The sequence below is a fragment of the Micromonospora okii genome (genome assembly GCF_020884795.1).
GTDB classification, from domain to species: domain Bacteria; phylum Actinomycetota; class Actinomycetes; order Mycobacteriales; family Micromonosporaceae; genus Micromonospora; species Micromonospora okii.
Map to the genome: position 1 here is coordinate 554,840 of NZ_BBZF01000013.1, position 22,675 is coordinate 577,514.

The following is a 22,675-nucleotide window of genomic DNA, read 5'->3' on the forward strand; positions in this document are numbered from 1 at the left end:
CGCCCGCCCCGACGACCTGCCAGCCTCTGGGCCGACGACCCGACAGCACTGGACCGACGAACTGTCAGCCGTCGGCCGGCAGCCAGGTTCCGGCGGCCACGTCGGTCGGGTCGTCGGCCCGCAGCCCGCCGTCGGAGACGGTCCAGAGCACCCCGCCGACCAGCAGCGAGCGGGTGACCGGCAGGTCGCCCGGATGGTCGACCGCGCCGACCGGCTCCAGGCCCGCGCCGGCGACCCGGAACAGGCGTACGGAGCCGTCGTGGACCGGCAGCGCCAGCAGGCCCGTCCGGGCGTCGTAGAGGAAGGCGTGCGGGTCGAACTCCGCCGCCGAGGTGAGCCCGGGGACGTGGTGGCGGGCCAGCCGGGTGGGCCGGGCCGGATCGGCGACGTCGAAGAGGGAGACCTGGAGGCCCTGCGCCCGCCCCTCGGCGTCCGCCTCCTGGCCGACTCCGAGCAGCCGCCCCTCGCCCACCGGGTGCAGGTACGCCGAGTACCCGGTGATCTTCAGCTCGCCGGTCACCCGGGGCGCGGTCGGGTCGGTCAGGTCGAGCGCGTAGAGCGGGTCGGTGCGCCGGAAGGTCACCACGTAGCCGGTGGGGCCGAGGTAGCGCACCGAGTGGATGCGCTCGCCCCGGCCGAGCCCGCCGACGGTGCCGGCGCGGACCAGGGTGTCGCCCCGGCGGGCCAGCACGTACACGGCGGACTCGGTCGCCGGCCGGGGGCCCGAGTCGTCGCCGGTGGTGGTGGCGACCCGCAGGTGCCCCCGCCACTCCGACAGCGCGTACTGGTTGATCGGCACGCCCGGCACCGTCCCCGACGCCAGGTAGCGGGGGCGGCCCGGACCACTGGTGTCGAACTGGTGGATCGCGGTGGCCGGCGGGTCGGTCGCGTCGGGGCCGAACCCGCCGCGCGGGCGGAGCTGGCCCGGTCGCCTCCGCTCCCCGGCGAGGTAGAGGCTGCCGGCGGTGCCGTAGACGGTGTCCGCGTCGCCGGCCACGCTGACCGGGTCGCCGTCGCCGAGGCGGCCGGCGGCCAGGTCGAAGCTGAGCACGGTCAGCACGGCCGTGCCGGTGGCGTCGGGCGCGGCGCTGAGCCGGTCGCAGCCGACCCGGCCGTCGCCGCGCCGATCGCCGCTTCCGGCCCGGTCGCCGTTCCCGGTCGGGCTGCCGCCCACCGTCCAGTCGTACGCCGGCAGCCAGGCGTCCAGGCCGGCCCGCGCGACGGCCGTGCGGTTCGCCGCCAGCCGCTGCGCGTCGGTGGCCCCCTCGCCGAGGTCGGGAAACTCCAGCCGGGGCCGCGAGCGCACCACCACCCGGGCCGTGGGGCCGGTCAGCCGCGCGTCGAGCAGGTTCCCGTCGATCCGGTACGTCCCGGCGAGCGTCGGCCGCCCGGCCAGGTCCACCAGGAACAGCCGGGGCCCGGAGCGCGCCCCGGCGGGCCGGCCGGGCTCGGCGGGCCGACCGCCGGGTCGCGCTCCGGGCGCGTCCGGCGCCGACCCGAGCAGCACCAGCGCCCGGTCACCGTGCAGCAGCAGGCTGCCCTCCGGCGTGCCGAACCGCCGGGCGTCCCCGGTCAGGTCCAGCCGCCCGGTTGCCCGGCGGGTCGCCGCGTCCACCACCCGCAGCACGCCCCCGGTGACCGTGACGATCCGCCGGCCGTCGGTCTTGACCAGGTCCGGCTCGTCGGCCCCGGGCTCGTGGATGTTGGTGCCGGAGTGCTCGGCCGCCCCACCCGCAGCCCGCGCGCCCTCCCGGGTGAGGGGTGCCCCCGCCGGCCCGCCCACCAGGTCCGGCGCGATGCCGGTGCGCCAGCCGGCCTGGAAGCCCCACGGCCCGACCGAGGCGGAGGCCGCCGCGCGGAGCCGGGCCAGCGCGTCGGCGCAGGTGTCGAAGGCGACCAGCCGGAGCGTGCCGGCCGGCGGCTCCGCCGCGCGGCGCGGCGGGATCGCGGCGCTGCCGGCCAGCAGCGTCAGGGCGGCCAGCGTGCCGGCCGCGGCGGTGACCGTTCCCCGAGTCATGCTCGGTTCGACGCGGACTGCCCCGATCCGGTTCCGGGCCGGGTTACACCGAGGGGCCGACGCCGGGGGACTCGGCGAGGCGGGAGAGCACGATGGTGCTGCGGGTGGAGGTGACGAACGACTCCGCGCGCAGCCGCTCCAGGGCCTCCTCCAGGTGGGAGATGTCGGCCGCGCGCAGGTGCACCAGCGCGTCGGCCTCCCCGGAGACCGTGTACGCCCCGACCACCTCGGGGTGCCGGCGGACGGCCACGCCGATCTGGGCGGGGGTGGTCCGCCCGGCGCAGAACAGCTCGACGAACGCCTCCGTCGTCCAGCCGACGGCGGCCGGGTCGACGACGGCCGTGAATCCCTTGATCACCCCGGCGGCGCGCAGCCGATCGACCCGCCTCTTCACGGCGGGAGCGGACAGTGACACGCGACTGCCGATGTCCGCGTACGACGCGCGCGCGTCCGCCACCAGAAGCGCAATGATTCGCTGGTCAACCGCGTCGATCTGCAACGTTCCGCCCTCAGGAAGCAATGGTTCTGGCTGTTCCGAAACTTCCAGGCTACCTACTCTTGGTCACCGTGGACCAGCAGCGAGTCGCGCGGAAGCGGACGTACCTCATGTGCTCGCCCGAGCACTTCGCGGTCGAGTACGCCATCAACCCGTGGATGGACCTCGGCACCCCCGTCGATGCGCAGCTCGCGGTGAAGCAGTGGGGCCGCCTGCGCGAGGCCCTGCTCGACCTCGGCCACGACGTGCACCTGCTCGCCCCCGAGCCCGGCCTGCCCGACATGGTGTACGCCGCCAACGGCGCGTTCACGGTCGACGGGGCGGTCTACGGCGCCCGGTTCCGGCACGAGCAGCGCACCGCCGAGGCCGCCCCGCACCGCGCCTTCCACGAGGGGCGGGGCTGGCGGTTCGTCGCCCCGAACGAGACCAACGAGGGCGAGGGCGACTTCGCGTACCTACCGGAGGCGTACGGCGGGCTGGTCCTCGCCGGCCACGGCTTCCGCACCGAACTGCCCGCGCACGCCGAGGCGCAGGAGGCGCTGGGCCGCCCGGTGGTGTCGCTGCGCCTGGTCGACCCGCGCTTCTACCACCTCGACGTGGCGCTCGGGGCGATCGACGACCGCAACATCGCGTACTTCCCGGGGGCCTTCTCCGCCGCCAGCCAGAAGGTCCTCGCCCAGCTCTTCCCCGACGCGGTCGTGGCGGACGACGCCGACGCGCTGGCCTTCGGCCTGAACCTGGTCAGCGACGGCGCGAACGTGGTCCTCGACGCCGAGGCGACCCGCCTCGCCGGCCGGCTCCGGGCCGCCGGCTACACCCCGGTCCCGGTGGAGCTGACCGAGCTGCGCAAGGGCGGCGGCAGCGTGAAGTGCTGCGTGGGGGAGCTGCGCGCCTGACCGGTCCCTGACCGGTCGACGCGCTCAGCCGAGCGTGGCCAGCTCGTTGATCAGGACGTTGGAGAGCACCTGGCCGTCGCGCTGGACCCGCCGCAGGTACCACTTCTGCTGCGGGGTGCGCGGCTGGTTGAACTGCCACGCCCCGCGCGGGCTGTCGATCTGGCCGACCTTGCCCAGCGCCAGGTTCACCTGCTGCGGGCTGGGGTTCGACCCGGCCAGCCGGATCGCCTTGTCCAGCACCTGCGCCGCGTCGTACGACGCCATCGCGTAGGTGGTCGGGGACGCGCCGTGCGTCCTGCGGTAGGCCGAGGCGAAGGTGCGGTTCGCGGTGTTGTTGAGATCGGCGGAGTAGTTCAGGGCGGTCACGATGTTGCCCGACTCCGCCTCCCGCACCTCGTTGAGCACCGTGCCCTCGGTGAGGAAGCCCGGGGCGTAGATCGGCCCCTTGTACCCCTCCCGGTGGAGCTGCTTGATGAACTGCACGGCAGCCGGGCCGGCGAAGTGGCAGAAGATCGCGTCGGGCTTGCGGGCCAGCGCGCGCCGGATGTCGGCGGCGTAGGCGCTGCCGCGCGGGGCGAGGGTGGCGTCGGTCCAGACCACCGGGTCGGCGATGCGCGGATCGGCCCTGCCGGCCGAGCCGAAGCGGGCCTGGAAGCCATCGACCACGTCCCGCGCGCCGAGACTGTCCGGCGCGATGATGGCGACGCGGCTGCCGGCGGGCAGCCGCTGGGCCACGTACGGCGCGAGCGCCCGGCCCGGCTCGTCCAGCACGTACGAGGTGCGCCAGATGTAGACGACGCTCTGGAGGTTCTTCGGGGAGGCGTTGGAGCCGATCAGCGGCACCCGGGCCTTCTCCACGGTGTCCCGGATGCCCACCATGACGGTCGAGTTGACCACCCCGGTGAGCGCCAGCGCGCCCTGCTTGAGCAGGCTGGCCACGGCCTCGTTGCCGCTGCGGGCGGTCTCGCCCTCGTCGGCGGTCAGCAGGGTCGCCGGGTGCCCACCGAGCCGCCCGTCGTGGAGGTCGAGATAGAGCTGGAACCCGTTGATGATCTCGTCGCCGATGGTCTTGTATGCCCCGGTCTGGGGGGCGATGAGACCGATTTTGACCGGGTTGCCGACAGGGGCCGACTCCTCGTCGCCGTCCGAGGCGCAGGCGGCGGTCAGGCCGGTGGTGCCGAGAGCGGCCAACAGTTGGAGGGCCCGCCTGCGGTTCATCTGGGACACCGAGATCCTTCCGGAGCTGAGCAGGGCAGATACCCCGCCCATCGGCGTTCCTACCCGCTCCGCGACGCTGCGTCAATGATCAGTGATCAAGCTGCAATAATCCCAGCGCACGGCCCACTTCTGGCCACCCGGGCGACTCTGGGTCGATGAGTCCGAAATGCTCGCACCCGGCAAGCTCCACGAGCCGGACCGGGCTCCCCGTCGCCCGGGCCGCGGCGGCGTAGGACCGGCTCATCGTCACCGGGACCTGCCGGTCCAGGAGTCCGTGCAGGATCACTGTCCGTGTCGACAGCGGCAGCCGGAGGCGGGGGTCGGCGGCGGCGTACCGCTGCGGGTGCTCCGCCGGGCCGCCGCCGAGCAGCGCGGCCACCGCGCCCGAGTCCAGGTCCAGCCGGTACGCCTCGGCGAGGTCGGCGACCGGGGCCAGCGCCAGCACCCCGGCGACGGTGGCCGGGGCGGAGGAGGCGGCGTACAGGGCCAGGTGGCCGCCGGCCGAGTGGCCGACCAGCAGCGGCGGGCCGGGACGCAGCCGGTCGCCCAGCACCGGCGCGGCCAGCCCGGGCAGCGCCGCCACCCCGGCCAGCACGTCGGTCAGGGTGCCCGGCCAGCCACCGCCCGGCTGCCCGGTCCGCCGGTACTCCAGTTGGGCGACCGGGTGCCCCAGCGCGGCCAGCGCCGCCGCGAGTGGGCCGGTGTGACCACGGTCGTACTCGGCCCGCCAGAAGCCGCCGTGCACCACCACGACCAGTGGCCGGGCCGGGCCGTCGCCCGCCGGGCGGCGCAGGTCGGCGACCTGGTCCGGGTGTTCGCCGTAGGCGACGGTGGCGTCCGGCGCGGGGGCGGGACGGCTGAGCACGGCGCGGGGGTCGGCGGACATGCCGCGACGGTAGCGCCCGCGTCCGAACGGCCGGACCCGCTCGTGCCGTGACGGTGCCGCCCCGCCCGACCCGGTCGGACCCGCTCATGCCGCGACGGTGGCGCGGTCCGACGACCGGACCCGCTCCCGGCGAGCGTCCGGCCCGTTCCCTGGGAGAGGATGGGACGCATGACCGAAGCGCATTCCGCTGGAAGTGACGAGGAGCCGGGCCGGGACGGCACCGGACGATCCGGCATGGTGGTGGTGGTCGGCCCGGACGGCCGCCCGGTCGGCACCGTGCAGACCGACGAGGCCGCGAACGAGGACCCGACCCGCCTGGTCGAGCAGCCGGCCAAGGTGATGCGGATCGGCAGCATGATCAAGCAGTTGCTGGAGGAGGTCAAGGCCGCCCCGCTGGACGACGCCAGCCGGCACCGGATGCGGGAGATCCACGAGCGCTCGATCGTCGAGCTGAAGGAGGGCCTGGCCCCCGAGCTGCGCGACGAGCTGGAGCGGATCTCGCTGCCCTTCACCGAGGAGAAGGCGCCGAGCGAGGGCGAGCTGCGCATCGCCCACGCCCAGCTCGTCGGCTGGCTGGAGGGGCTGTTCCACGGCATCCAGGCGGCCCTGGTGGCCCAGCAGATGGCCGCCCGGGTGCAGTTGGAGCAGATGCGCTCCGGCCGTCCGGCGCTGCCCAGCGGCCCGGGCGGGATGATGCCGGGCATGCCCGGCATGGGCCAGCCGCCGACCGGCGAGGGGCCCAGCACCGGCCAGTACCTCTGAGCACCGGGAGCGCCGGGCCGCCGTCGGCCCGGCGCTCAGCCCACCCCGAAGACCTTCTCCAGGTACGCGGCCACGCCGTCCTCCGAGTTCGCCGACGTCACCTCGTCGGCGATCTCCAGGACGGCCGGGTGCGCGTTGGCCACCGCCACGCCCCGGCCCGCCCAGGTGAGCATCGGCACGTCGTTGGGCATGTCGCCGAAGGCCAGCACGTCGCCCTGGTCGACGCCGAGCCGGGCGCAGTACCAGGCCAGCCCCGCCGCCTTCGTCACCCCGGCCGCCGAGATCTCCACCAGCCCCGAGTACGACGAGTGGGTCGCCTCGGCCAGCCCGCGCAGCGCCCCGGCGACGACCTGGACGAACGCGTCCGGGTCCTGCTCACCGGCGCGGGCCAGCAGCTTCACCGCCGGCACCGAGTGCAGCTCCTCGGGCGAGGCGACCATCCGGATCAGGTCCTCGTCGGCGTCCCAGCGCAGCGGGTACGCCGCCTCGTGCCGCATCTCGCGGCTGTCGACGACCTCGACGGCGAAGCTGACCCCCGGCACCTCGGCGCGCAGCCGCCGGGCCACCTCGGCGAGCAGCTCGGGGGCCAGCGGGTCGGCCCGCAGCACCTCGTCGGCCGCCGGGTCGTACACCACCGCCCCGTTGGCGCAGATCGCCGGCAGGGGCTCGGCGAGCTGCTCGTACACGAGGCTGAGCCAGCGGATCGGGCGGCCGGTGACCAGCACGACCGGCGTGCCCCGCGCGGACATCCGGGCCAGCGCGTCCCGGGTGCGGGGGCTGATGGTGCGTTCGTCGCCGAGCAGGGTGCCGTCGATGTCGGTGGCGACCAGCCGAGGTGTCTCTCCCATCAGCGGGAGAGTAGTCGGTCCAGGTAGATCGCCACCCCGTCGTCGTCGTTGCGCAGGGTGACCTCGTCGGCGGCGGACCGGACCGCCGGGTGGGCGTTGGAGACGGCCACCCGGGCCCACCCCGCCCACTCAAACATCGGCAGGTCGTTCGGCATGTCGCCGAAGACCAGCACGTCGGCCGGGTCCACCCCGAGCCGCTGCGCCACCACGGTCAGACCGGACGCCTTGTCCACCCCCGGCGGGCAGATCTCGATGAAGCCCAGCCCGGACTGGGTGAACGCGGCGACCTCCGGCGGGACGATCCGGCGGGCGACGGCCAGCAGCGCGTCCGGGTCGTGGTCGGCGGTCCGGGCGAACGCCTTGATCACGTCGCCGGCGAGGCACTCCTCGCGCGGGCGGGCCTGGAACAGCTCGGGGTACGGCCAGCTCGGGTGGTAGTCGCCCCAGAGCGGGGCGTCGGGCTCGTCGGACGCCTCGACCATCACGGTGAGCGGGCCGACCTCGGCCTCCAGCGCGGCGAGCAGGCGGACCAGCGTCTCGCGGGGCAGCCGCTCGTCGCGCAGCACCAGCGGGCCGGCCGGGTCGCTCTGGTCGACCACCCGACCCCCGCCGGCCATCACCAGGAAGTCGGCGGCGCGGATGTCGTTGCGGGTCATCTCGGCGAGGCGGGGGCCCCGGCCGGTCGCGCCGACCACCGGGATCCCGGCGGCCCGCACCCGGTCCAGCACCTCGTGCGTGTACGCGGAGACGGTCTCGTCGCTGCGCACCAGCGTGCCGTCGAGGTCGGTGGCGATGAGCTTGGGCAGCCCCGGGCGGGTCATGGCTCCTCCTTGCCCGCCGCCGTCGCGCCAGCCCTTCGTTCGGTCGTCGGTGCCTCGACCGGCAGTGACGGCGGGCAGCAACCGTACCTCGCTTCCCGGGCCCCCACCACGGCTTTCCCGCCGAACCGGGCCGCCCGCGCGCCCGCCCGGGTCGGGTCGGCCGAGGCGGTCAGGCCGGTCGGGTGAGGGCCGGGCCGAAGGTCAGGGCAGTCGGTGGAGGGGCGGCCCGGGGCGGTCGGGCCGGTCGGTCAAGGGCCGGCATGGGGCGGCCGGGTGGAGGGTCGGTCAGGCGGGCCGGTCGGGGCGGGCGAAGGGCGTGGTCGGCTGGACCGTGAGGTCGGCCGGGGCGGGCGGCAGCCCGGCGTCGTCGCCCGACCGGGACGCGCCCCCGCGCCGACCCCGGCGGAGCGGCTCCGGGTCCGCAGCCTCCGCCTGCTCGGCCGGCGCGCTCTCCGGCCCGGGCCCGCCCGCGTCCGGCCGCGCGGTCTCCGGCCGCCCGGCGTCGGCGCGGCCGGCGAGGTGCAGCGCCGCCGCGAGCAGCGCGCAGGCGGCGAAGGCCATCACGAGCCCCCGGCCGTACTCGACCCGGAAGCCGTCCTCCGAGGAGTAGAAGAGGGTCCGCTGGCCCGAGTCGTCCAGCGAGAACGCCGTGGCGGCGAGGACGGCGAGCAGGGCCACCGACAGGGCCAGGCCGGCCACCCGGGCGTCGCGCCGCACGGCGGCGCTGCCGCGCAGGGCCAAGGCCACCGCCACGACCAGCGCGAACAGCCCCACCAGGTAGCCCACCCCGAGGCCGCCGACGTCGGACACCCCGCCCGGGACCCGCATCGTGGTGCTGCCCTCCGGGCCGCCGTTCGGCACGGTCATCACCAGCCACTCGCCGACCAGCGAGGCGAATGCCGCCGCCGCGCCGAGGGCGGCCGGCACCAGGGGCAGCCGGGCGTCCCGCCCGAGGCCGCCCAGCGAGCGGCCGACCTGCCCCGGGGGCGCGGGCTCGGAGCCGCCCCACTCCACGACGGAGGTGCTCTCGGCGCGGCTGTCCTGCCGGGGGATGGGGGGATCCTGGGACATCGGCCACCCCTTCGCCGTCCACGGGCCTGAGCGGAATCATGACACAGCCCACACCGCGCGGCCGGGAACGCGGCCCGCCCGGGAGCGGTGCCGAGGGGGGCGGTCAGGCGATGGGGTCGCCCGCCGCCCGAGTTTCGGTTAGCGTCGGGTCATGCCTATTCGTACCGCTTCCGCGCGCTGGCAGGGCGATCTCGCCGAGGGCTCCGGCACGCTCCGCACCGGCAAGGGCGGGCTCCAGGGAAACTACTCCTTCGCGTCCCGCTTCGAGGAGGGCGAGGGGAGCAACCCCGAGGAGCTGATCGGGGCCGCGCACGCCTCCTGCTTCTCGATGGCGCTGTCCAAGCAGCTCGCCGACGCCGGCGTCACCGGCACCTGGGTCGAGACCACCGCCAAGGTGCACTTCGACAAGACCGACGCGGGGATGACCGTCACCCGGATCGACCTGGAGACGGTCGGCCAGGCGCCGGGCCTCGACGAGGTGCAGTTCACCAAGCTGGCCGAGGGCGCCAAGGACAACTGCCCGATCTCGCGGCTGCTCTCCCCGGGCGCCCAGATCAGCCTCACCGCCCGCCTCGCCTCCTGACCCCTCGCGGCCGGGCGGCACCCGGCCGGGAACGGACGAGCCCCCATCCGCGCCGGGTGGGGGCTTCCCCGTACCCGGGGGTCTCGGGCGCGCGGACGGAGGGTCGCCTCGGGGAGAATGGGGGCGTGGCGGTGGAGATGAGCCGGGAACGCTTCGAGGAGTTGGTCGGCGACGCCCTCGACGAGGTCCCCGAGGAGCTGCTCGGGCTGATGAACAACGTGGTGATCCTGGTCGAGGACCACCCGCCCCCGGGCGAGGAGGACCTGCTCGGCCTCTACGAGGGGCACGCGCTCACCGACCGCGGCTGGGACTACTCCGGCGTCCTGCCGGACCGCATCTTCGTCTACCGCCACCCGATCCTGCGGATCTGCGACAGCGAGGCCGACGTCGTCGACGAGGTGGCGGTGACGGTGGTGCACGAGATCGCCCACCACTTCGGCATCGACGACGAGCGGCTGCACGACCTCGGCTGGGGCTGAGCCGGGGCGCTCCGGCCCCGCCCGCCCGGCCTCCGGCGGTTGCGCCGGCCTCCTACGCTGCCGGACAGGAACCCACGTCAGGAGGCACTTCGATGCGCAGCGCGCTGTTCTCCGCCGAGAACCTGGAGAAGGAGTCCGCCCAGCCCGGTCTGCGGCTACAGAACTCCAAGATGTTGAAGATCGAGCTGAACGGCGAGGCGATGGCCCGGGTCGGGTCGATGGTCGCCTACCAGGGGCAGGTGCAGTTCCAGGCGCTCGGCTCCGGCGGCCTGGGCAAGTTCCTCAAGCAGAAGCTCACCGGCGAGGGCGTCCCGCTGATGAAGCTCAGCGGCCGGGGTGACGTCTTCCTCGCCGACTTCGCGAAGGACGTGCACATCATCGACCTGGAGCCGGGCGACGCGCTGTCGATCAACGGCTCCAGCGTGCTGGCCTTCGACTCCACCCTCCAGTACGACGTCCGCATGGTCAACGGTGCGGGGATGGCCTCCTCGTCCGGCCTGTTCAACTGCGTCTTCACCGGCCACGGCAAGATCGCGATCACCACCAAGGGCGCCCCGGTGGTGCTCAACGTCGACGCGCCGACCTACGTCGACCCCCAGGCTGTCGTCTGCTGGTCGGCCAACCTCCAGACCGGCTACCACCGGGCCGAGCAGTTCGGCCTGGGCACCCTGCTGGGCCGCACCACCGGCGAGGCGTTCACGATGAGCTTCGCGGGCCAGGGCTTCGTGGTGGTGCAGCCGTCCGAGGAGCCGCCGATCCAGGGCAGCGGCACCGAGCAGCAGGGCGGCCTGCTCGGCAACCTGCTGAGCTGACCCGCTCGCCCGGCCCGCGCCCCGGGCCCGGCTCAGCGGCTCAGCTCAGCGGCTCAGCTCAGCTCGCCGGCGCGCAGCCGGGCCAGCCAGGCCGCCGCGTCGGCGTAGTCGGCGTCCGAGAGGCCGGCGGGCGCGGGGACCGGCCGGTCGCCCGCCGTCTCGGCCCAGCGGTGCCGGGGGTACGACCCGAGGAAGCGCACGTCCGCGCAGACCCGGCGCAACCCCTGCAACGCCTCCCCGAGCCGGACGTCGGCGACGTGGCCGGTGCAGTCGAGGAAGAAGACGTACCGGCCCAGCGCCTCGCCCGTCGGGCGGGACTCGATCCGCGTCAGGTTGACCCCGCGCACGGCCAGCTCCATGAGCACCGACAGCAGCACGCCCACCCGGTCGTGGGCGATGTAGACGGCCAGCGAGGTCACGTCGTCCCCGGTGGGGGGCGGGGGCGGGCCCGGGCGGGAGAACAGGGCGAACCGGGTCACCGCGTCGGGGTGGTCGGCGATCTTCTCGGCGAGCACCGCCAGCCGGTGCCGGGCGGCCCCGATCGGGGCGCAGACCGCCGCGTCGTACTCGCCGTTCGCCGCCCCGGCCGCCGCGGCGCCGTTGGAGAGCACGTCCACCACGATCGCGTCGGGCAGGCACGCGCGCAGCCAGCCCCGGCACTGGGTGGACGCCTGGGGGTGGGCGGCCACCGAGCGGATCGACGCCAGGGACGTCCCGGCGCGGGCGCCGAGCACGAACTGGACCGGCAGGATCACCTCCCGGGTGATCACCAGCGGGTCGCCCTCGGCCAACTCGTCCAGGGTCACCCCGACCGCGCCGCCGATCGAGTTCTCCAGCGGCACGAGGGCCGCGTCGGCGTCCCCGGCCCGTACGGCCTCCAGCGCCTCGCCGACGCTGCGGGCGGGGGTGCGGGTGCCCCGCTCGGCGGCCGGCACCGTGCGCAGCGCCTGCTCGGCGAAGGTGCCCTCGGGACCGAGGTAGACGAAGCGGGTGGGAGGTGTGCCGGGCATGCCGCCCAGCCTACGCACCCGGCACGCCGCCCGGGACGGGGTCGCAGGCGAGTGCCCGGATGCCGGTCGGGCCGGTCACCCGCACCTCGATGGTGCAGACGTCGGTGCCGGCGGTGACCAGCCGCAACGCGCCGGGCCTGCCCCGGGTCACCACCTGGAGCTCCTCGTGCCCGGACACCCGGAGCACCGTGTACTGCCACTCGCCGGCGCAGAGCGGGCCGGTGCGCACCCGTACCCGGACCGAGGGCGGCAGCACCCCGCGCGAGCCGCGCAGCAGCGCGATCACCCGGTCGCCGGAGGGGCCGTTGCGGCACGGGACGGCGACCAGGTCGGTGCCGGCACTGGTCGGCGGAGCGGCCGGCGGGGTGGTCGCCGCCGGCGGAGCTGCGGGAGCGGTGGGGGCGGCGGGCGGGGGCGGGACGGAGGAACCGGCTGCCGTGGCGGCGGCCCTCGGGGCGGGCCCGCGCAGCTCCGGCGGCGTGCCGCAGCCGGCGAGCGCGGCGGTCAGGGACACGACGACGAGCAGGGCGCCCGCGCCGGACGGCCGGCGGGGCACCCCGGGGCGCGGTGGGTCAGGCGGCACGAGCCGATCCTCATCGGTGAGCATCGTTGCGGCCGGGTGGCCGAGCCCATCGTAGGAGCCCCCGACGCGGCGGTGGAAGGCCCACGGTGGCGGGGACGACCCCTCAATCGAGGACGCGGTGACCGGCCCGGCGCAGCGCGGCGGTCGCCTCGGCCAGCCGGACGGCGGGCACCAGCACGTGGTCGGTGTCGTACGTGGAGAACGCCACCGCCTCGACGCGCGCCTGGGCCAGCGGGCCGACCAGCGCGGCGAGGGAGCCGGTCACCGCCTGGCCGACCGGGCCGACGACCCGCAGGCAGCGCCAGTCGGTCTCGGCGTCGGCCGGCGCGCGGGCGGCCGGGCAGATCACCGAGACCCCGTCGGCCGCCCAGCTCACGCTGACCACCTCGGCGTCGCCCAGCTCGCCCCAGAGGGCGGGCCGGAGGGTGGAGTCGGCGGCAAACCGACACACCGCGTACTCCCCCGGCAGCAGAGCGACATCGAGCATGAGGGAACCCTACGGCCTCGGTGGGGGCTCGCCACAGCCCCGAAAGGTGCGGCGAAGGACACATTCGTCCAGGTCAGGCACGCGATGAGGGAATCAGACCTCGGAGAAGAACGTGAGTGAACCGGCAACCTGGCCGTCGGCCAGCACCGGCGTGGAGATGGCGTCGACCGTCGGGTCCGTCCGGCCCGCCGCCGCCTGGACCCGCAGCAGCCCCCGGGCGAGCCGCTTCGAGTGCAGGGCGAGCAACGGCGGGATCTTGTCGGTCTCCTGCTCGGTCAGCTCGCCCCGGTTGGCGGTGAAGTCGAGCAGGCGCAGGCAGCCGTCGAGCAGCGGGAGGCCGATCACGTCCTCCGGACAGCTCAGGCAGAGCAGCTCGCAGCCGGCCGCCGAGACCGCGACGATGCGGGTGTCGGCGTCGATCAGCAGGCAGGGCTCGGCCGCGTGGGACACGGTGGTGGACCACAGCACGAAGTTGTCGCACTCCTGCTCCAGCGGTGTGTCGGCGGCGGGCACGAACACGTCCGAGAGCGAAAGTTCGACGTGGGCCACCGCGCCTCCTATGTACACCGACGGTCTGTCCACGCCAGCCGGTCGTGACGGCGACCACCGACCTCGCTCGGCCGCCGGGGTCGCCGGTGATCACACATCTCCCTCACCCGGGCGGCCGGCGACGGTGCGGTCGGTGGCTGCTCCGGGTGTCGACCGGACCGCGTGGCGTCGCCGGAGACGTTACCGGCGGTTGGCCGGCTTGTCAGCCGCCGTTCGGCCGTCCTCGTACCACCGGTAGTCGGCGGCTGGACGGTACGTGCCGTTCATCCACGTGCCCGGGTGCTGCGCGACGCGGGCCAGCTTCTCGGCCGTGACCGGGCTGATCCGGTTGCCCCCGGCCACGAGCAGGCGGTCCAGCTCGCGGTGGGTCGCCATGAGGCAGTCCTTCGGCAGGCCGTACACGCTGATGACGCCGGAGCCGACGAAGGTCAGCACCGGCGTCACCGGGATGGGCAGGCCCACCGCCTCGGAGAGCACCTTGCTCGCCCGCTTGGCGTCGCGGCGGGTCTCCTGCACGTACGGCGGGCGCTTGCCGTTGATCTGGACCACGTCCCCCGCCACCAGCACCCGGGCCCGGCCGTGATCGGCGATGGTCACCGCGAACAGGCCGCCCGGCCCGATCGCGAGGAACCCGGCCCGGTCGTCCTGACCGTGGTCGAGGAGGAGGTCGGAGGCGTCGGTGCGGGGCCACTCGATGACGTGCCACGCCGGCCCGAGGTGGTCGAGCCGGCCGAGCGCGCGTGCGCCGGCCGCCTCCAACCTGCGGGCGCCCCGCTCGGCGCGCCGTCGGCGAGCCCACTCCAGCGGGTTCGGGCGCACAGGTTCGAGCGCCCCGGGACCCTCCCCGGGGCGCGGCGCCGTGACGGGCGGCAGTGCCCGCGGGGTTGGCGCGGCTCGACGTGCGGGAAAGACAGTCATCGCGACCTCCGGCAAAAGGTCCCTCGAAGTTATGTCCTCACTACCCTACGTCGCCGCACCGGGTACCCGGCAAGTCGGAGCGCCGGAGTGAGTGTGGATGAATGCCATATTCACCCACACACGTTTTACCGGATGCCGCCAAACTCTGCCCTACGCTAGGCCGGGTGACCCACTACGTGGACAGCGAAGTCGGCCGTCTCGGCACGGTGCTGCTGCATCGACCCGGCCCGGAACTGGCCCGACTCACCCCTCGGAACAACGACTCCCTGCTCTTCGACGCTATCCCATGGGTTGGACGCGCGCAGGAGGAGCACGACGCGTTCGCCGCCGCGCTGCGCGAGCGCGGGGTGGAGGTGCTCCACCTCGCCACCCTGCTCACCGAGACGCTGGCCGTCGCCGAGGCCCGCGCCGAGCTGACCGAGCAGGTGCTCGGCTCGCCCCGGCTCGGCGACACCCTGCGCCGCCGGGTGGCCGACCACCTCGCCTACCTCGACCCGGCAACCCTCGCCGACGTGCTCATCGCCGGGCTCGCCCACGAGGAGCTGCGGATCAGCCCGGAGCGGCCGGGCGGGCTCGTCTACTCCCTGATGGACCGGCACGACTTCGTCATCGCCCCGCTGCCGAACCTGCTGTTCACCCGGGACTCCTCGACCTGGATCGGGGACCGGGTGGCGGTGACCAGCCTGGCCATGCCGGCCCGTCGCCGGGAGACCACGCTCACCGACGCCATCTACCGCCACCACCCCCGGTTCGTCGGCACCGAGTTCGTCTACCACCCCGGCCTGGAGCACCTGGAGGGCGGCGACGTCCTACTGCTCGCCCCCGGCGTGCTCGCCGTCGGCGTCGGCGAGCGGACCACCCCCGCCGGCGCGGAGCGGCTCGGCCGGCAGGTCTTCGCCGCCGGGCTGGCGCACACCATCCTGGTGGTCCCGATCGCCCAGGAGCGCGCCACCATGCACCTGGACACGATCTGCACCATGGTCGACGTCGACGCCGTGCTGATGTACGCGAACGTCGCGGACGCCCTGTCCGCGTACACGGTGGTCGCCGGGCCGGACGGCGAGCCGCAGGTGGACGGCCCCGCGCCGTTCCTGCGGGCCGCCGCCGACGCGATGGACCTCGACCAGCTCCGGGTGATCGACACCGGCCTCGACCCGGTGACCGCCGAGCGTGAACAGTGGGACGACGGCAACAACACCCTCGCCCTCGCGCCCCGGCTCTGCGTCGGCTACGAGCGCAACACCGGCACCAACGCCCAGCTCGAACGCGCGGGCATCGAGGTCATCCCGATCGCCGGCTCCGAGCTGGGCTCCGGGCGGGGCGGCCCGAGGTGCATGTCCTGCCCCCTGGTCCGCGAACCGCTGAAGCGGTAAGGAAGGGCCCCCTGCTAACGCATTCTGCATAGGAAGGGGCCCTTCCTAACCTGCGGCGGCTCAGCGCAGCGTGAGCTGGCGGCCGAGCAGGCCGTGCCGCGCCCGGCGGCCCGCCGCGTCCAGCGGCTGCGACTCATCCAGGGCCTCGGCGTAGCGCTTGGCGAACTCCGTCACCGGCTCCTCCCACTCGGCCGCCGGGACGTCCTCGGGCAGGTCCCAGACCGGCACGAGGCGGCCGTGCGCGCGGAACATGCCGGCGAACTTCGTGTTCCCGGCGAGGGGCAGCGTGCCGGCGGCGCTCAGCCGCGCCAGCGCGTCCAGGGCGGCGTCCTCGGCGTCCGGGAGCACCCAGCGCACGTGCGCCTTCTCCGGCACCTGGCACCAGTACGCGGCCCGCGCCGCCGCCAGCCGCACCGTCGGGTAGATCGCCGCGTTGGCCCGCTCCAGGGACGCCTGGACCGTCGGGTCGTCGGCGGCCCCCGGGTCGAGCCAGAACTCGAACCCGTCGTGCATGCTGATCTCCAGCGGGCCGTCGACCAGGATGTCCTGGAGCCGGGGGCCGACACCCGGCAGCGGCGGCACCGTCACCGACTTGCCCGGCTCGGTGCGCAGCGCGCACAGCAGGGCCTCGGCCAGGTCCCGGGAGACGTCGCCGGACTGCTGGTGGCGCTGGAGCCCGATGAGGACGCGGCCGTCCGGCTTCGTCACCGCCGGGGCCGCCATCGGCAGCACGGTGGCCAGGGTGACCGGGCGGTCGCCGTGCTCCTCGACCAGTTCGGGGACGAGCCGCAGCGGCGCGGACGCGGCCGGGACCAGCTCGCGCAGGGCGATCCACTCCGGCTCGTCGGTCAGCCCCTCGAAGGGGCGGGGCACGAAGACGTCCCGTACCTTCTCCCGCTTGGGGGTGGCTTCGGCGGCGCGCTGGCTCTTTCGACGCTTGCTCACGGCGACACAGCCTAGAGGCCGGAGCTGGAGGGGGCGGGACGACCCGCCCCGGACCGGCCGCGACGGGGCGGGGCGGTGGCGATCAGGGTGGCGCGAGGGTCGGAACGGGCCGAAGAGGTCAGCCGGCGGCGACGAGGTCGGGGCAGGGCGTGCCCGCCGGGTCGAACTCGGCCCAGACGCTTTGGCCGAGGCCGTCCCGCTCGACCCCCCAGCGGCTGGCCAGGCCGGAGACGATGTGCAGGCCGCGGCCGTCGGCGGCGTCCGGGTCGGCGGCGCGCATCAGGGGCCCGTCGGCCGCCCCGCCGTCGGTGACCCGCACCTGGACGAGCCGCCCGCCGGGGATCTCGCGCAGCCGCCAGGCCACCCGGATCACCCCGCCCGGAAGCGGGTCGGCGTGCCGTACGGCGTTGCCGACCAGCTCGGCCAGGACGGCCACCAGGTCGGCCAGGAGCACGGCCGGGACGAGGTCGGCCAGCTCGGCGGCGAGCCGGTGCCGGGCCAGGCGCGCGCCGGTGGGATGGTGCGGCACCACGACGCACCACGAACGCTCGACCGGCCCTGCCGCCACCGTCGCTCCCTCTCCCGGCGTGCTCCCCACGGACGCTCAGCCGCGCGGCAGCCGCACCTCTGCGACCGTACCGCCCCCCGGCCTCGGACGGAGGGATACCCAACCATTCTGCTGTTCCACGATCCGGCGCACGAGGTAGAGGCCGAGGCCGGCCCCCGGGTACGGCCGGCGGTCGCCGGACTCGCCCTGCCAGAACCGGTCGAACGCCCGCTCCACGTGCTCCGGCCGGATCCCGATGCCCCGGTCGCAGACGCGGAACGAGACGGTCGCCTCGTTGGCCGAGGCGGTGATCTCGATGGGTGAGTCGGGCGGCGAGTACTTCTCGGCGTTGGTCCCCAGCTCGGTGAGCACCGTGGCCAGGGTGTGCCGCCCGCCGAGCGCCCTGGGCAGACCGGACGGCAGGTCGAGGACGATCCGGCGACGCAGGTCGGTCGGCAGGTCCGCGACCGCGTCCCGCAGCGCCTCGGCCAGGTCGAACGGGACCGCCGGCTCCCCGGGCCGGCCCTCGGTGGCCGAGGTGAGCAGCCGGTCGACCAGCCGGGCCAGGTCGTTGGCCCGCTGCCCGATGACCCGGGCGGCCCGTCGCCGGTCCGAGTCGGTCAGCGAGTCCCAGTGGTCGGTGAGGGTGTCCGCGTACCCCTTGATGACGGTGACCGGGGTGCGCAGCTCGTGGCTGGTGACCGCGACGAAGAGGTCCCGGTCCTGGTCGCGGAGCTGCTGGTCGGTGATGTCGCGGAAGGTGACCACCCGCAGCGTCCCCTGGCCGGGCAGCTCCCCGGAGGTGATCTTCAGCCAGCGCCCCTCGGGCAGCCGATGGTCGAGGACCTGCCCCGACGGGGGGAGCGGGAACGGCAGGGGGCGGTGCAGCGCCTCCTGGACCGACCGGCCGGTCACCTGGGCGGCGGCGGGGTTCCAGAGCCGGACGTACCCCTCCCGGTCGACCACGGCGAGACCGTCCGCCAGCGCCGCGACCACCGACCCGTCGCCGTGCACCGGCAGGCCGCTCTGACCGCCGTACATGTGCGCGACGCAGGCGGCCAGGTACGCCACCACCTCGTGCTGCCCGGCGGTCCCCGGGTCGTCGTCCGGGTAGAACGCGTGCAGGCTGCCGACCGTCAGCCCGCCGATCTCGGTCCGGGCGGCCACCATTCGGCGCAGCCCGCGCTCGGCCAGCTCCACGCCCAGCGGGCCCGGGATGCGCTCCACCCGGATGTCGCGGACCCGGGGGCCGGAGAGCAGGCAGACGGTGGCCGGGTCGGTGGGCGGCACGGGCCGCCCGACGGCCCACTCGGCGTCGCCGGTCGCGGCGATCACCCGGCCGCCCGTGGGCGCGAACTCCACGAACGCCGTGCAGGTCGCCCCGATGGCCGGCTGGACCACGTCGAGCAGCCGGGCGAGGACCGGCAGGCCGGATTCACCAGAGTTGATCATTTCGACAACCCTGCCATGCCCGGTGATCAGAGCGGCGAGGTCGGTGCGCTCCGGCATGTCCCGAGTGTGCCGCGCCGGCCCGTTCTCCGACACCCCCGCGTGGTCGGGCCCGCCCGGTGCGCCACCCGGCCGGGCGAGCCAGCGGACGACCCCGTTGCGGCGGCTCATCGGCCCAACCGGGCCAGCGCCTGCGCCGGCCGGTCCGTGATGACCCCGTCCACGCCGGCGTCGAGCACCAGCTCCAGGTCGGCCGGCTCGTTGACGGTCCAGACGTACACCTGGTGGCCGGCGGCCCGCAGCGCGGGCAGCAGCCGCGGGCGGGCCCGGACCAGGCCGATCCCCGGGCCGGCGATCCGGGCGCCGAACGGCAGCCCGCCGATCCGTGGCCAGCGGGGCAGCACGTCCAGTAGGAGCACCGTGGGCAGCCCGGGGGCGAGGGCGTGGACGCGGCGCACCGCCAGCGGCGAGAACGACATGACGGTCACCCGGACCGGGGCGTCGGCGCGCGGCTCGGCCAGGCCGTAGCGGCGCAGCAGGGCCACGAGGCGACGCTCCACGTCCCCCGCCTGCCGGCAGGGGTGCTTCGTCTCGATCAGCAGCCGGACCGGGCGGCCGGCGGCCAGCACGGCGTCGAGCAGCCGCTCCAGCGTGAGCAGCCGGGTGTGCGGGTCGTCCGGCGGGTCGTCGCCGTCCACCGGCGGGCAGCCGGGGTGCCAGGAGCCGAAGTTCAGCGCCTCCAGCTCCGCGAGCGTGCTGGCGCTGACCCGGCCCCTGCCGTTGCTGGTGCGGTCCAGCCGCCGGTCGTGGACGCAGACCAGGTGACCGTCGCGGGTCAGCCGGACGTCGCACTCCAGCCCGTCGGCGCCCTCGTCGAGGGCCCGCAGGTACGCGGCGAGGGTGTGCTCCGGCAGGTCGGCCGAGGAGCCGCGGTGCGCGAAGACGAGGGGGGCGTCCATGCCCGTCGCTCCTAGAGGACCCGGCCGGGCTGCCCGTCCTCGGCGACCACGGGCCGCCCGACGGCAACCCACTGGTGCATCCCGCCGTCGGCGTTGCGGACCTGGTCCCAGCCGTTGTTCATCAGGTACGCCACCACCTGCGCGGACCGGCCGCCGGAGCGGCAGACGACCGCCACGTCCCGGTCGGTGGGCACCTCGGCCAGCCGGCCGGGCAGCTCCGACATCGGCAGATGATGGGCGCCGGGGGCGTGGCCGGCGGCCCACTCGTCGTCCTCGCGGACGTCGAGGAGGTAGGTGTCGTCGGTGATCTCGGTCACGGGCACGGTGGGAACCTGGGGTCCGAACACGGTCACCAAGCCTAGATCCTCGCCCGGCGGGCCGGCGCGCGACGTGCGGGATCGGCGGCCGGTCCGGCGCGCGAAGGGCCGCCGCGACCGGCGGGGCTGGCCGCGCCACCCGCCGAATCCACCGGCGGGACCGGCCGGTGCCGTCAGAGCCGGGTGATCCAGGCCGGGTTGGCCCGGGCCCAGCCGGGCACGCGGGCGGCCCGGAGCGCGTCGAAGAGCCCGTTCCCGCCGTTCTCCAGCACCACGTACGAGACCTCGTCGATGGTCTGCGGGCGGGAGGGGAGCTGCACGCCGGTCAGCGCGTTCGGGGGCAGGTCCCGGAGGGTGAGGAGCAGATCCTCCAGGGGCACCCCGTTGGTGTCCACGGTCAGCGACGCGCCGACCGCCCGGATCAGCCGGTCGAGCCGCGCCGGGTCGCGCCGCAGGTCCGTCTCGGCGGCCCGGTCCAGCATCGCCCGCAGGAGCTGCTGCTGGTGGCGCTGGCGGTCGTAGTCGCCGCCCGGCAGGTCGTACCGCTGGCGTACGTAGTCCAGCGCCCGCGCGCCGTCCATCCGCTGGCAGCCGGGGGTGAAGAGGGTGCCGGTGTGGATCGAGCGCACCTCGGTGTCGACGCACATCCGGACCCCGCCGAGCAGGTCGACGACCTGCCGCAACCCGGGGAAGTCGATCAGCGCGGCCCCGTCGAAGCGCAGGCCGGTGAGCCGGGCGAGGGTGGCCGAGAGCAGCCGGACGCCGGCCTCGCCGCCGCCGCCGTGGTCGTACGCGGCATTGATCTTGTCGCTGCCGCCGCCGTAGCCGTTCGGCGCGGGCGGGATGGCCACGAGCAGGTCGCGCGGCACGGAGATCAGGTACGCCTGCCGCGCGTCGGCCGGCACGTGCACCACGAGGATCGTGTCCGAGCGCTGGTCCTCGGCGGTGCTGCCGGCCCGGCGGTCCGAGCCGATCAGCAGGTAGTTGAGCGCGGCGTCGAGGTCGGTCCGGTCCCGCCGGGCGCTCGGGTCGAGCAGCTCCCCCCGGGCCACCGTGCGGTCGTACCGGTGGGTCAGGGTCTTGAGGCCGACCACCGCGACGGCGGCCAGCAGCGCGAGGGCGAGGCCGACCCCGAGCATGACCCGGCTCCACCGGGGTACGCGCCGGCGGGCCGGCCCGCGCCGTCCTCGTCCGGTTCCCCCTGGCCTGACCGTGACGCCCCCCGTGGCCGAACGTGAAAGTTCCTCACGTCAGGCTACGGGGGCGTCGGTGCGGGCGGGCGGCTTTCGCGCTACGCGGGGCGGCGGAGCCGGGGCCGCGCTACTTGCGGGTCGAGAGCACGCCCGGGTTCGCGTACACGAACTCGGCGAGCTTGTCCTCCTTGACCGCCCGGAACATCTCCATGCTCTGCGGGCTCAGCGTCTCGTTCGTGCCGTCGGCCGTGGGGTTGAACTTCCCGCCGTTGGTGCGCAGCGTCGTCAGGTCGTTGCCGGTGACGCCGCGCATGGTGAAGATGAGGTCGATCATCGGGACGCCGCCGGTGTCCAGCACGAGCGCCTTGCCGGCCGCCTTCATCAGCGCGTTGAGCTTCACCGGGTTGGTCAGCGTGCCGTCCTCGGTCGCCTTCTTCGCCATCGCCTTGATGAGCTGCTGCTGGTTCTGCTGCCGGTCGTAGTCGCCGCCGGTCAGGCCCTTGCGCTGCCGGGAGTAGTCCAGCGCCGCCCAGCCCTCCATCTCCCGGCAACCCTTCTTGTGCAGCACCGGGGTCATCGGCTTGCCGGTCTTCTTGGCGTCGGCGTTCCACATCGGCTTGCCGTCGACGTACGACATGTGGATCGACTTGACCTCCTGGGCCACGCAGATCCGCACGCTGCCGAGGGTGTCGATGACCTTCTTGAAGCCGCCGAAGTTGATGATCCCCGCGCCGTCGAAGCTGATCCCGGTCATCTGCTTGATCGTCTTCGCCATGAGCTGCGCGCCGCCCTCCCAGCCGCCGCCGTTCCTGGCGCCGTGCTGGAAGGCGGCGTTGATCTTCTCGACGCCGTAACCCGGGATCTGCGTCTGCGTGTCACGCGGGATGGAGATCAGGTACGCCTGGTCGTGCGAGGCGGGGATGTGCAGCACGATGATGCTGTCCGCCCGGACGTCGTCGGCGGCCCAGCGCTCGCGGGCGTCCACGCCGAGCAGCAGCATGTCGATCGGGCCGTCCAGGTTCGCGCCGCCCTCGGCATTGGACTTGCCGGCGTCGCCGAGCAGGTTGCGCTGGGAGATGCTTCCGGTCGCCTGGCTGATGACCGCCTTGCTGCCCACGATGGCGACCCCACTGGTCACCATCAGCAGCACGCCGAAGCCCACGGTGAGGCGGGCCCAGAGGGGGTCCTTACGGCGCTTGCGCTTCTTCGCCGGGCCGTCGGTGGGGCGCCGCCTGCCGCCACTGCGGGGCTGCGCCGGAACGACCGACGAAACCCGTGCGGCCGCGCCGACGGGTTCCAGCGACGGAGGGCGACGGCTGGTGTGAACCGGCATGCGTGCTCCAGCTCGCTCGATCGGGGGGCGGGACCACTGTACGTACCGCAATCCTTAAAGGCGAGTTCGTCGCACGGCTATTTGTGGTTCGTTCAGGGGTGCATCGGTGGGAATTGTCCGAAC

Annotated in this window: 25 protein-coding genes; 6 read left to right on the plus strand and 19 right to left on the minus strand. The window is 74.8% G+C overall.

Features of this window, described 5'->3' with window-relative positions; translation table 11 throughout:
- Positions 1–64: 64 nt before the first annotated feature.
- Entirely contained in the window at positions 65–2,017 is a 1,953-nt protein-coding gene (locus LPU43_RS05630; RefSeq protein WP_229399141.1) for a beta-propeller domain-containing protein, read from the minus strand.
- Between the two features lie 43 nt (positions 2,018–2,060).
- Positions 2,061–2,516 (minus strand): Lrp/AsnC family transcriptional regulator, encoded by a 456-nt coding sequence (locus LPU43_RS05635; RefSeq protein ID WP_229399142.1) that lies wholly within the window; start codon positions 2,514–2,516, stop codon positions 2,061–2,063.
- A 59-nt stretch (positions 2,517–2,575) separates the two neighbouring features.
- Here LPU43_RS05635 and ddaH point away from each other — a divergent pair, with 59 nt between their 5' ends.
- Complete coding sequence (gene ddaH, locus LPU43_RS05640) at positions 2,576–3,409, plus strand: dimethylargininase (protein WP_373321653.1); 834 nt, start codon at positions 2,576–2,578, stop codon at positions 3,407–3,409.
- A 24-nt stretch (positions 3,410–3,433) separates the two neighbouring features.
- Here the strand turns inward: ddaH and LPU43_RS05645 are convergent, their stop codons facing one another.
- Both LPU43_RS05645 and LPU43_RS05650 read right to left on the minus strand, forming a co-directional pair.
- Positions 3,434–4,636: an ABC transporter substrate-binding protein gene (locus tag LPU43_RS05645; protein WP_229399143.1), complete on the minus strand. Its 1,203-nt coding sequence runs from the start codon at positions 4,634–4,636 to the stop codon at positions 3,434–3,436.
- Positions 4,637–4,715: 79 nt separating this feature from the next.
- Positions 4,716–5,513: an alpha/beta hydrolase family protein gene (locus LPU43_RS05650; RefSeq protein ID WP_229399144.1), complete on the minus strand. Its 798-nt coding sequence runs from the start codon at positions 5,511–5,513 to the stop codon at positions 4,716–4,718.
- A 159-nt stretch (positions 5,514–5,672) separates the two neighbouring features.
- Here LPU43_RS05650 and LPU43_RS05655 point away from each other — a divergent pair, with 159 nt between their 5' ends.
- Entirely contained in the window at positions 5,673–6,275 is a 603-nt protein-coding gene (locus tag LPU43_RS05655; RefSeq protein WP_229399145.1) for a bacterial proteasome activator family protein, read from the plus strand.
- A gap of 35 nt (positions 6,276–6,310) precedes the next feature.
- Here LPU43_RS05655 and LPU43_RS05660 read toward each other — a convergent pair whose 3' ends face one another.
- The 3 genes from LPU43_RS05660 to LPU43_RS05670 form a co-directional block, all read right to left on the minus strand.
- Positions 6,311–7,123 carry an HAD family hydrolase gene (locus LPU43_RS05660; RefSeq protein ID WP_229399146.1) on the minus strand — a complete coding sequence of 271 codons (813 nt, stop codon included), beginning with the start codon at positions 7,121–7,123 and terminating at the stop codon, positions 6,311–6,313.
- Positions 7,123–7,944, minus strand: a complete 822-nt coding sequence (locus LPU43_RS05665) for an HAD family hydrolase (protein WP_229399147.1) — start codon at positions 7,942–7,944, stop codon at positions 7,123–7,125. Before LPU43_RS05665 ends, LPU43_RS05660 begins: the two co-directional genes overlap by 1 nt.
- 285 nt (positions 7,945–8,229) lie before the next feature.
- Positions 8,230–9,015 (minus strand): hypothetical protein, encoded by a 786-nt coding sequence (locus tag LPU43_RS05670; RefSeq protein WP_229399148.1) that lies wholly within the window; start codon positions 9,013–9,015, stop codon positions 8,230–8,232.
- Positions 9,016–9,166: 151 nt separating this feature from the next.
- Between LPU43_RS05670 and LPU43_RS05675 the strand changes: the two genes are divergently transcribed.
- The 3 genes from LPU43_RS05675 (at position 9,167) to LPU43_RS05685 (ending at position 10,889) form a co-directional block, all read left to right on the plus strand.
- Positions 9,167–9,598 (plus strand): OsmC family protein, encoded by a 432-nt coding sequence (locus LPU43_RS05675; protein ID WP_229399150.1) that lies wholly within the window; start codon positions 9,167–9,169, stop codon positions 9,596–9,598.
- 131 nt (positions 9,599–9,729) lie between these two features.
- The gene (locus tag LPU43_RS05680; RefSeq protein WP_229399336.1) at positions 9,730–10,077 is read left to right on the plus strand and encodes a metallopeptidase family protein; all 348 of its coding nucleotides are present in this window, start codon (positions 9,730–9,732) and stop codon (positions 10,075–10,077) included.
- A 92-nt stretch (positions 10,078–10,169) separates the two neighbouring features.
- Positions 10,170–10,889 carry an AIM24 family protein gene (locus LPU43_RS05685; protein ID WP_229399151.1) on the plus strand — a complete coding sequence of 240 codons (720 nt, stop codon included), beginning with the start codon at positions 10,170–10,172 and terminating at the stop codon, positions 10,887–10,889.
- 53 nt (positions 10,890–10,942) lie between these two features.
- On the opposite strand, the gene pheA is transcribed toward LPU43_RS05685, so the two are convergent.
- From pheA to LPU43_RS05710, 5 genes are all read right to left on the minus strand, one after another.
- Positions 10,943–11,899, minus strand: coding sequence for a prephenate dehydratase (gene pheA / locus LPU43_RS05690; RefSeq protein WP_229399152.1), 957 nt, complete (start codon positions 11,897–11,899; stop codon positions 10,943–10,945).
- Positions 11,900–11,909: 10 nt separating this feature from the next.
- Positions 11,910–12,425, minus strand: a complete 516-nt coding sequence (locus tag LPU43_RS05695; protein WP_229399337.1) for a hypothetical protein — start codon at positions 12,423–12,425, stop codon at positions 11,910–11,912.
- Between the two features lie 160 nt (positions 12,426–12,585).
- Positions 12,586–12,969 carry an ACT domain-containing protein gene (locus LPU43_RS05700; RefSeq protein ID WP_229399153.1) on the minus strand — a complete coding sequence of 128 codons (384 nt, stop codon included), beginning with the start codon at positions 12,967–12,969 and terminating at the stop codon, positions 12,586–12,588.
- Between the two features lie 93 nt (positions 12,970–13,062).
- Positions 13,063–13,518, minus strand: coding sequence for a PAS domain-containing protein (locus tag LPU43_RS05705; protein WP_229399154.1), 456 nt, complete (start codon positions 13,516–13,518; stop codon positions 13,063–13,065).
- Between the two features lie 180 nt (positions 13,519–13,698).
- Positions 13,699–14,436 (minus strand): hypothetical protein, encoded by a 738-nt coding sequence (locus LPU43_RS05710; protein WP_229399155.1) that lies wholly within the window; start codon positions 14,434–14,436, stop codon positions 13,699–13,701.
- A gap of 164 nt (positions 14,437–14,600) precedes the next feature.
- Here LPU43_RS05710 and LPU43_RS05715 point away from each other — a divergent pair, with 164 nt between their 5' ends.
- The gene (locus LPU43_RS05715) at positions 14,601–15,809 is read left to right on the plus strand and encodes an arginine deiminase (RefSeq protein WP_229399156.1); all 1,209 of its coding nucleotides are present in this window, start codon (positions 14,601–14,603) and stop codon (positions 15,807–15,809) included.
- A gap of 60 nt (positions 15,810–15,869) precedes the next feature.
- On the opposite strand, the gene LPU43_RS05720 is transcribed toward LPU43_RS05715, so the two are convergent.
- From LPU43_RS05720 to LPU43_RS05750, 7 genes are all read right to left on the minus strand, one after another.
- The gene (locus LPU43_RS05720) at positions 15,870–16,754 is read right to left on the minus strand and encodes a DUF5926 family protein (protein WP_229399157.1); all 885 of its coding nucleotides are present in this window, start codon (positions 16,752–16,754) and stop codon (positions 15,870–15,872) included.
- A gap of 118 nt (positions 16,755–16,872) precedes the next feature.
- The gene (locus LPU43_RS05725) at positions 16,873–17,322 is read right to left on the minus strand and encodes an ATP-binding protein (protein ID WP_229399158.1); all 450 of its coding nucleotides are present in this window, start codon (positions 17,320–17,322) and stop codon (positions 16,873–16,875) included.
- A gap of 36 nt (positions 17,323–17,358) precedes the next feature.
- Positions 17,359–18,810, minus strand: a complete 1,452-nt coding sequence (locus tag LPU43_RS05730; RefSeq protein ID WP_229399159.1) for a sensor histidine kinase — start codon at positions 18,808–18,810, stop codon at positions 17,359–17,361.
- Positions 18,811–18,917: 107 nt separating this feature from the next.
- On the minus strand, positions 18,918–19,709 hold the full coding sequence (locus LPU43_RS05735) for a glycerophosphodiester phosphodiesterase (RefSeq protein WP_229399160.1): 792 nt from the start codon (positions 19,707–19,709) through the stop codon (positions 18,918–18,920).
- A gap of 11 nt (positions 19,710–19,720) precedes the next feature.
- Positions 19,721–20,056: a rhodanese-like domain-containing protein gene (locus LPU43_RS05740; RefSeq protein ID WP_229399338.1), complete on the minus strand. Its 336-nt coding sequence runs from the start codon at positions 20,054–20,056 to the stop codon at positions 19,721–19,723.
- A gap of 143 nt (positions 20,057–20,199) precedes the next feature.
- On the minus strand, positions 20,200–21,165 hold the full coding sequence (locus LPU43_RS05745; protein WP_229399161.1) for an LCP family protein: 966 nt from the start codon (positions 21,163–21,165) through the stop codon (positions 20,200–20,202).
- Positions 21,166–21,346: 181 nt separating this feature from the next.
- Entirely contained in the window at positions 21,347–22,552 is a 1,206-nt protein-coding gene (locus tag LPU43_RS05750) for an LCP family protein (RefSeq protein ID WP_229399162.1), read from the minus strand.
- Positions 22,553–22,675: the final 123 nt, after the last annotated feature.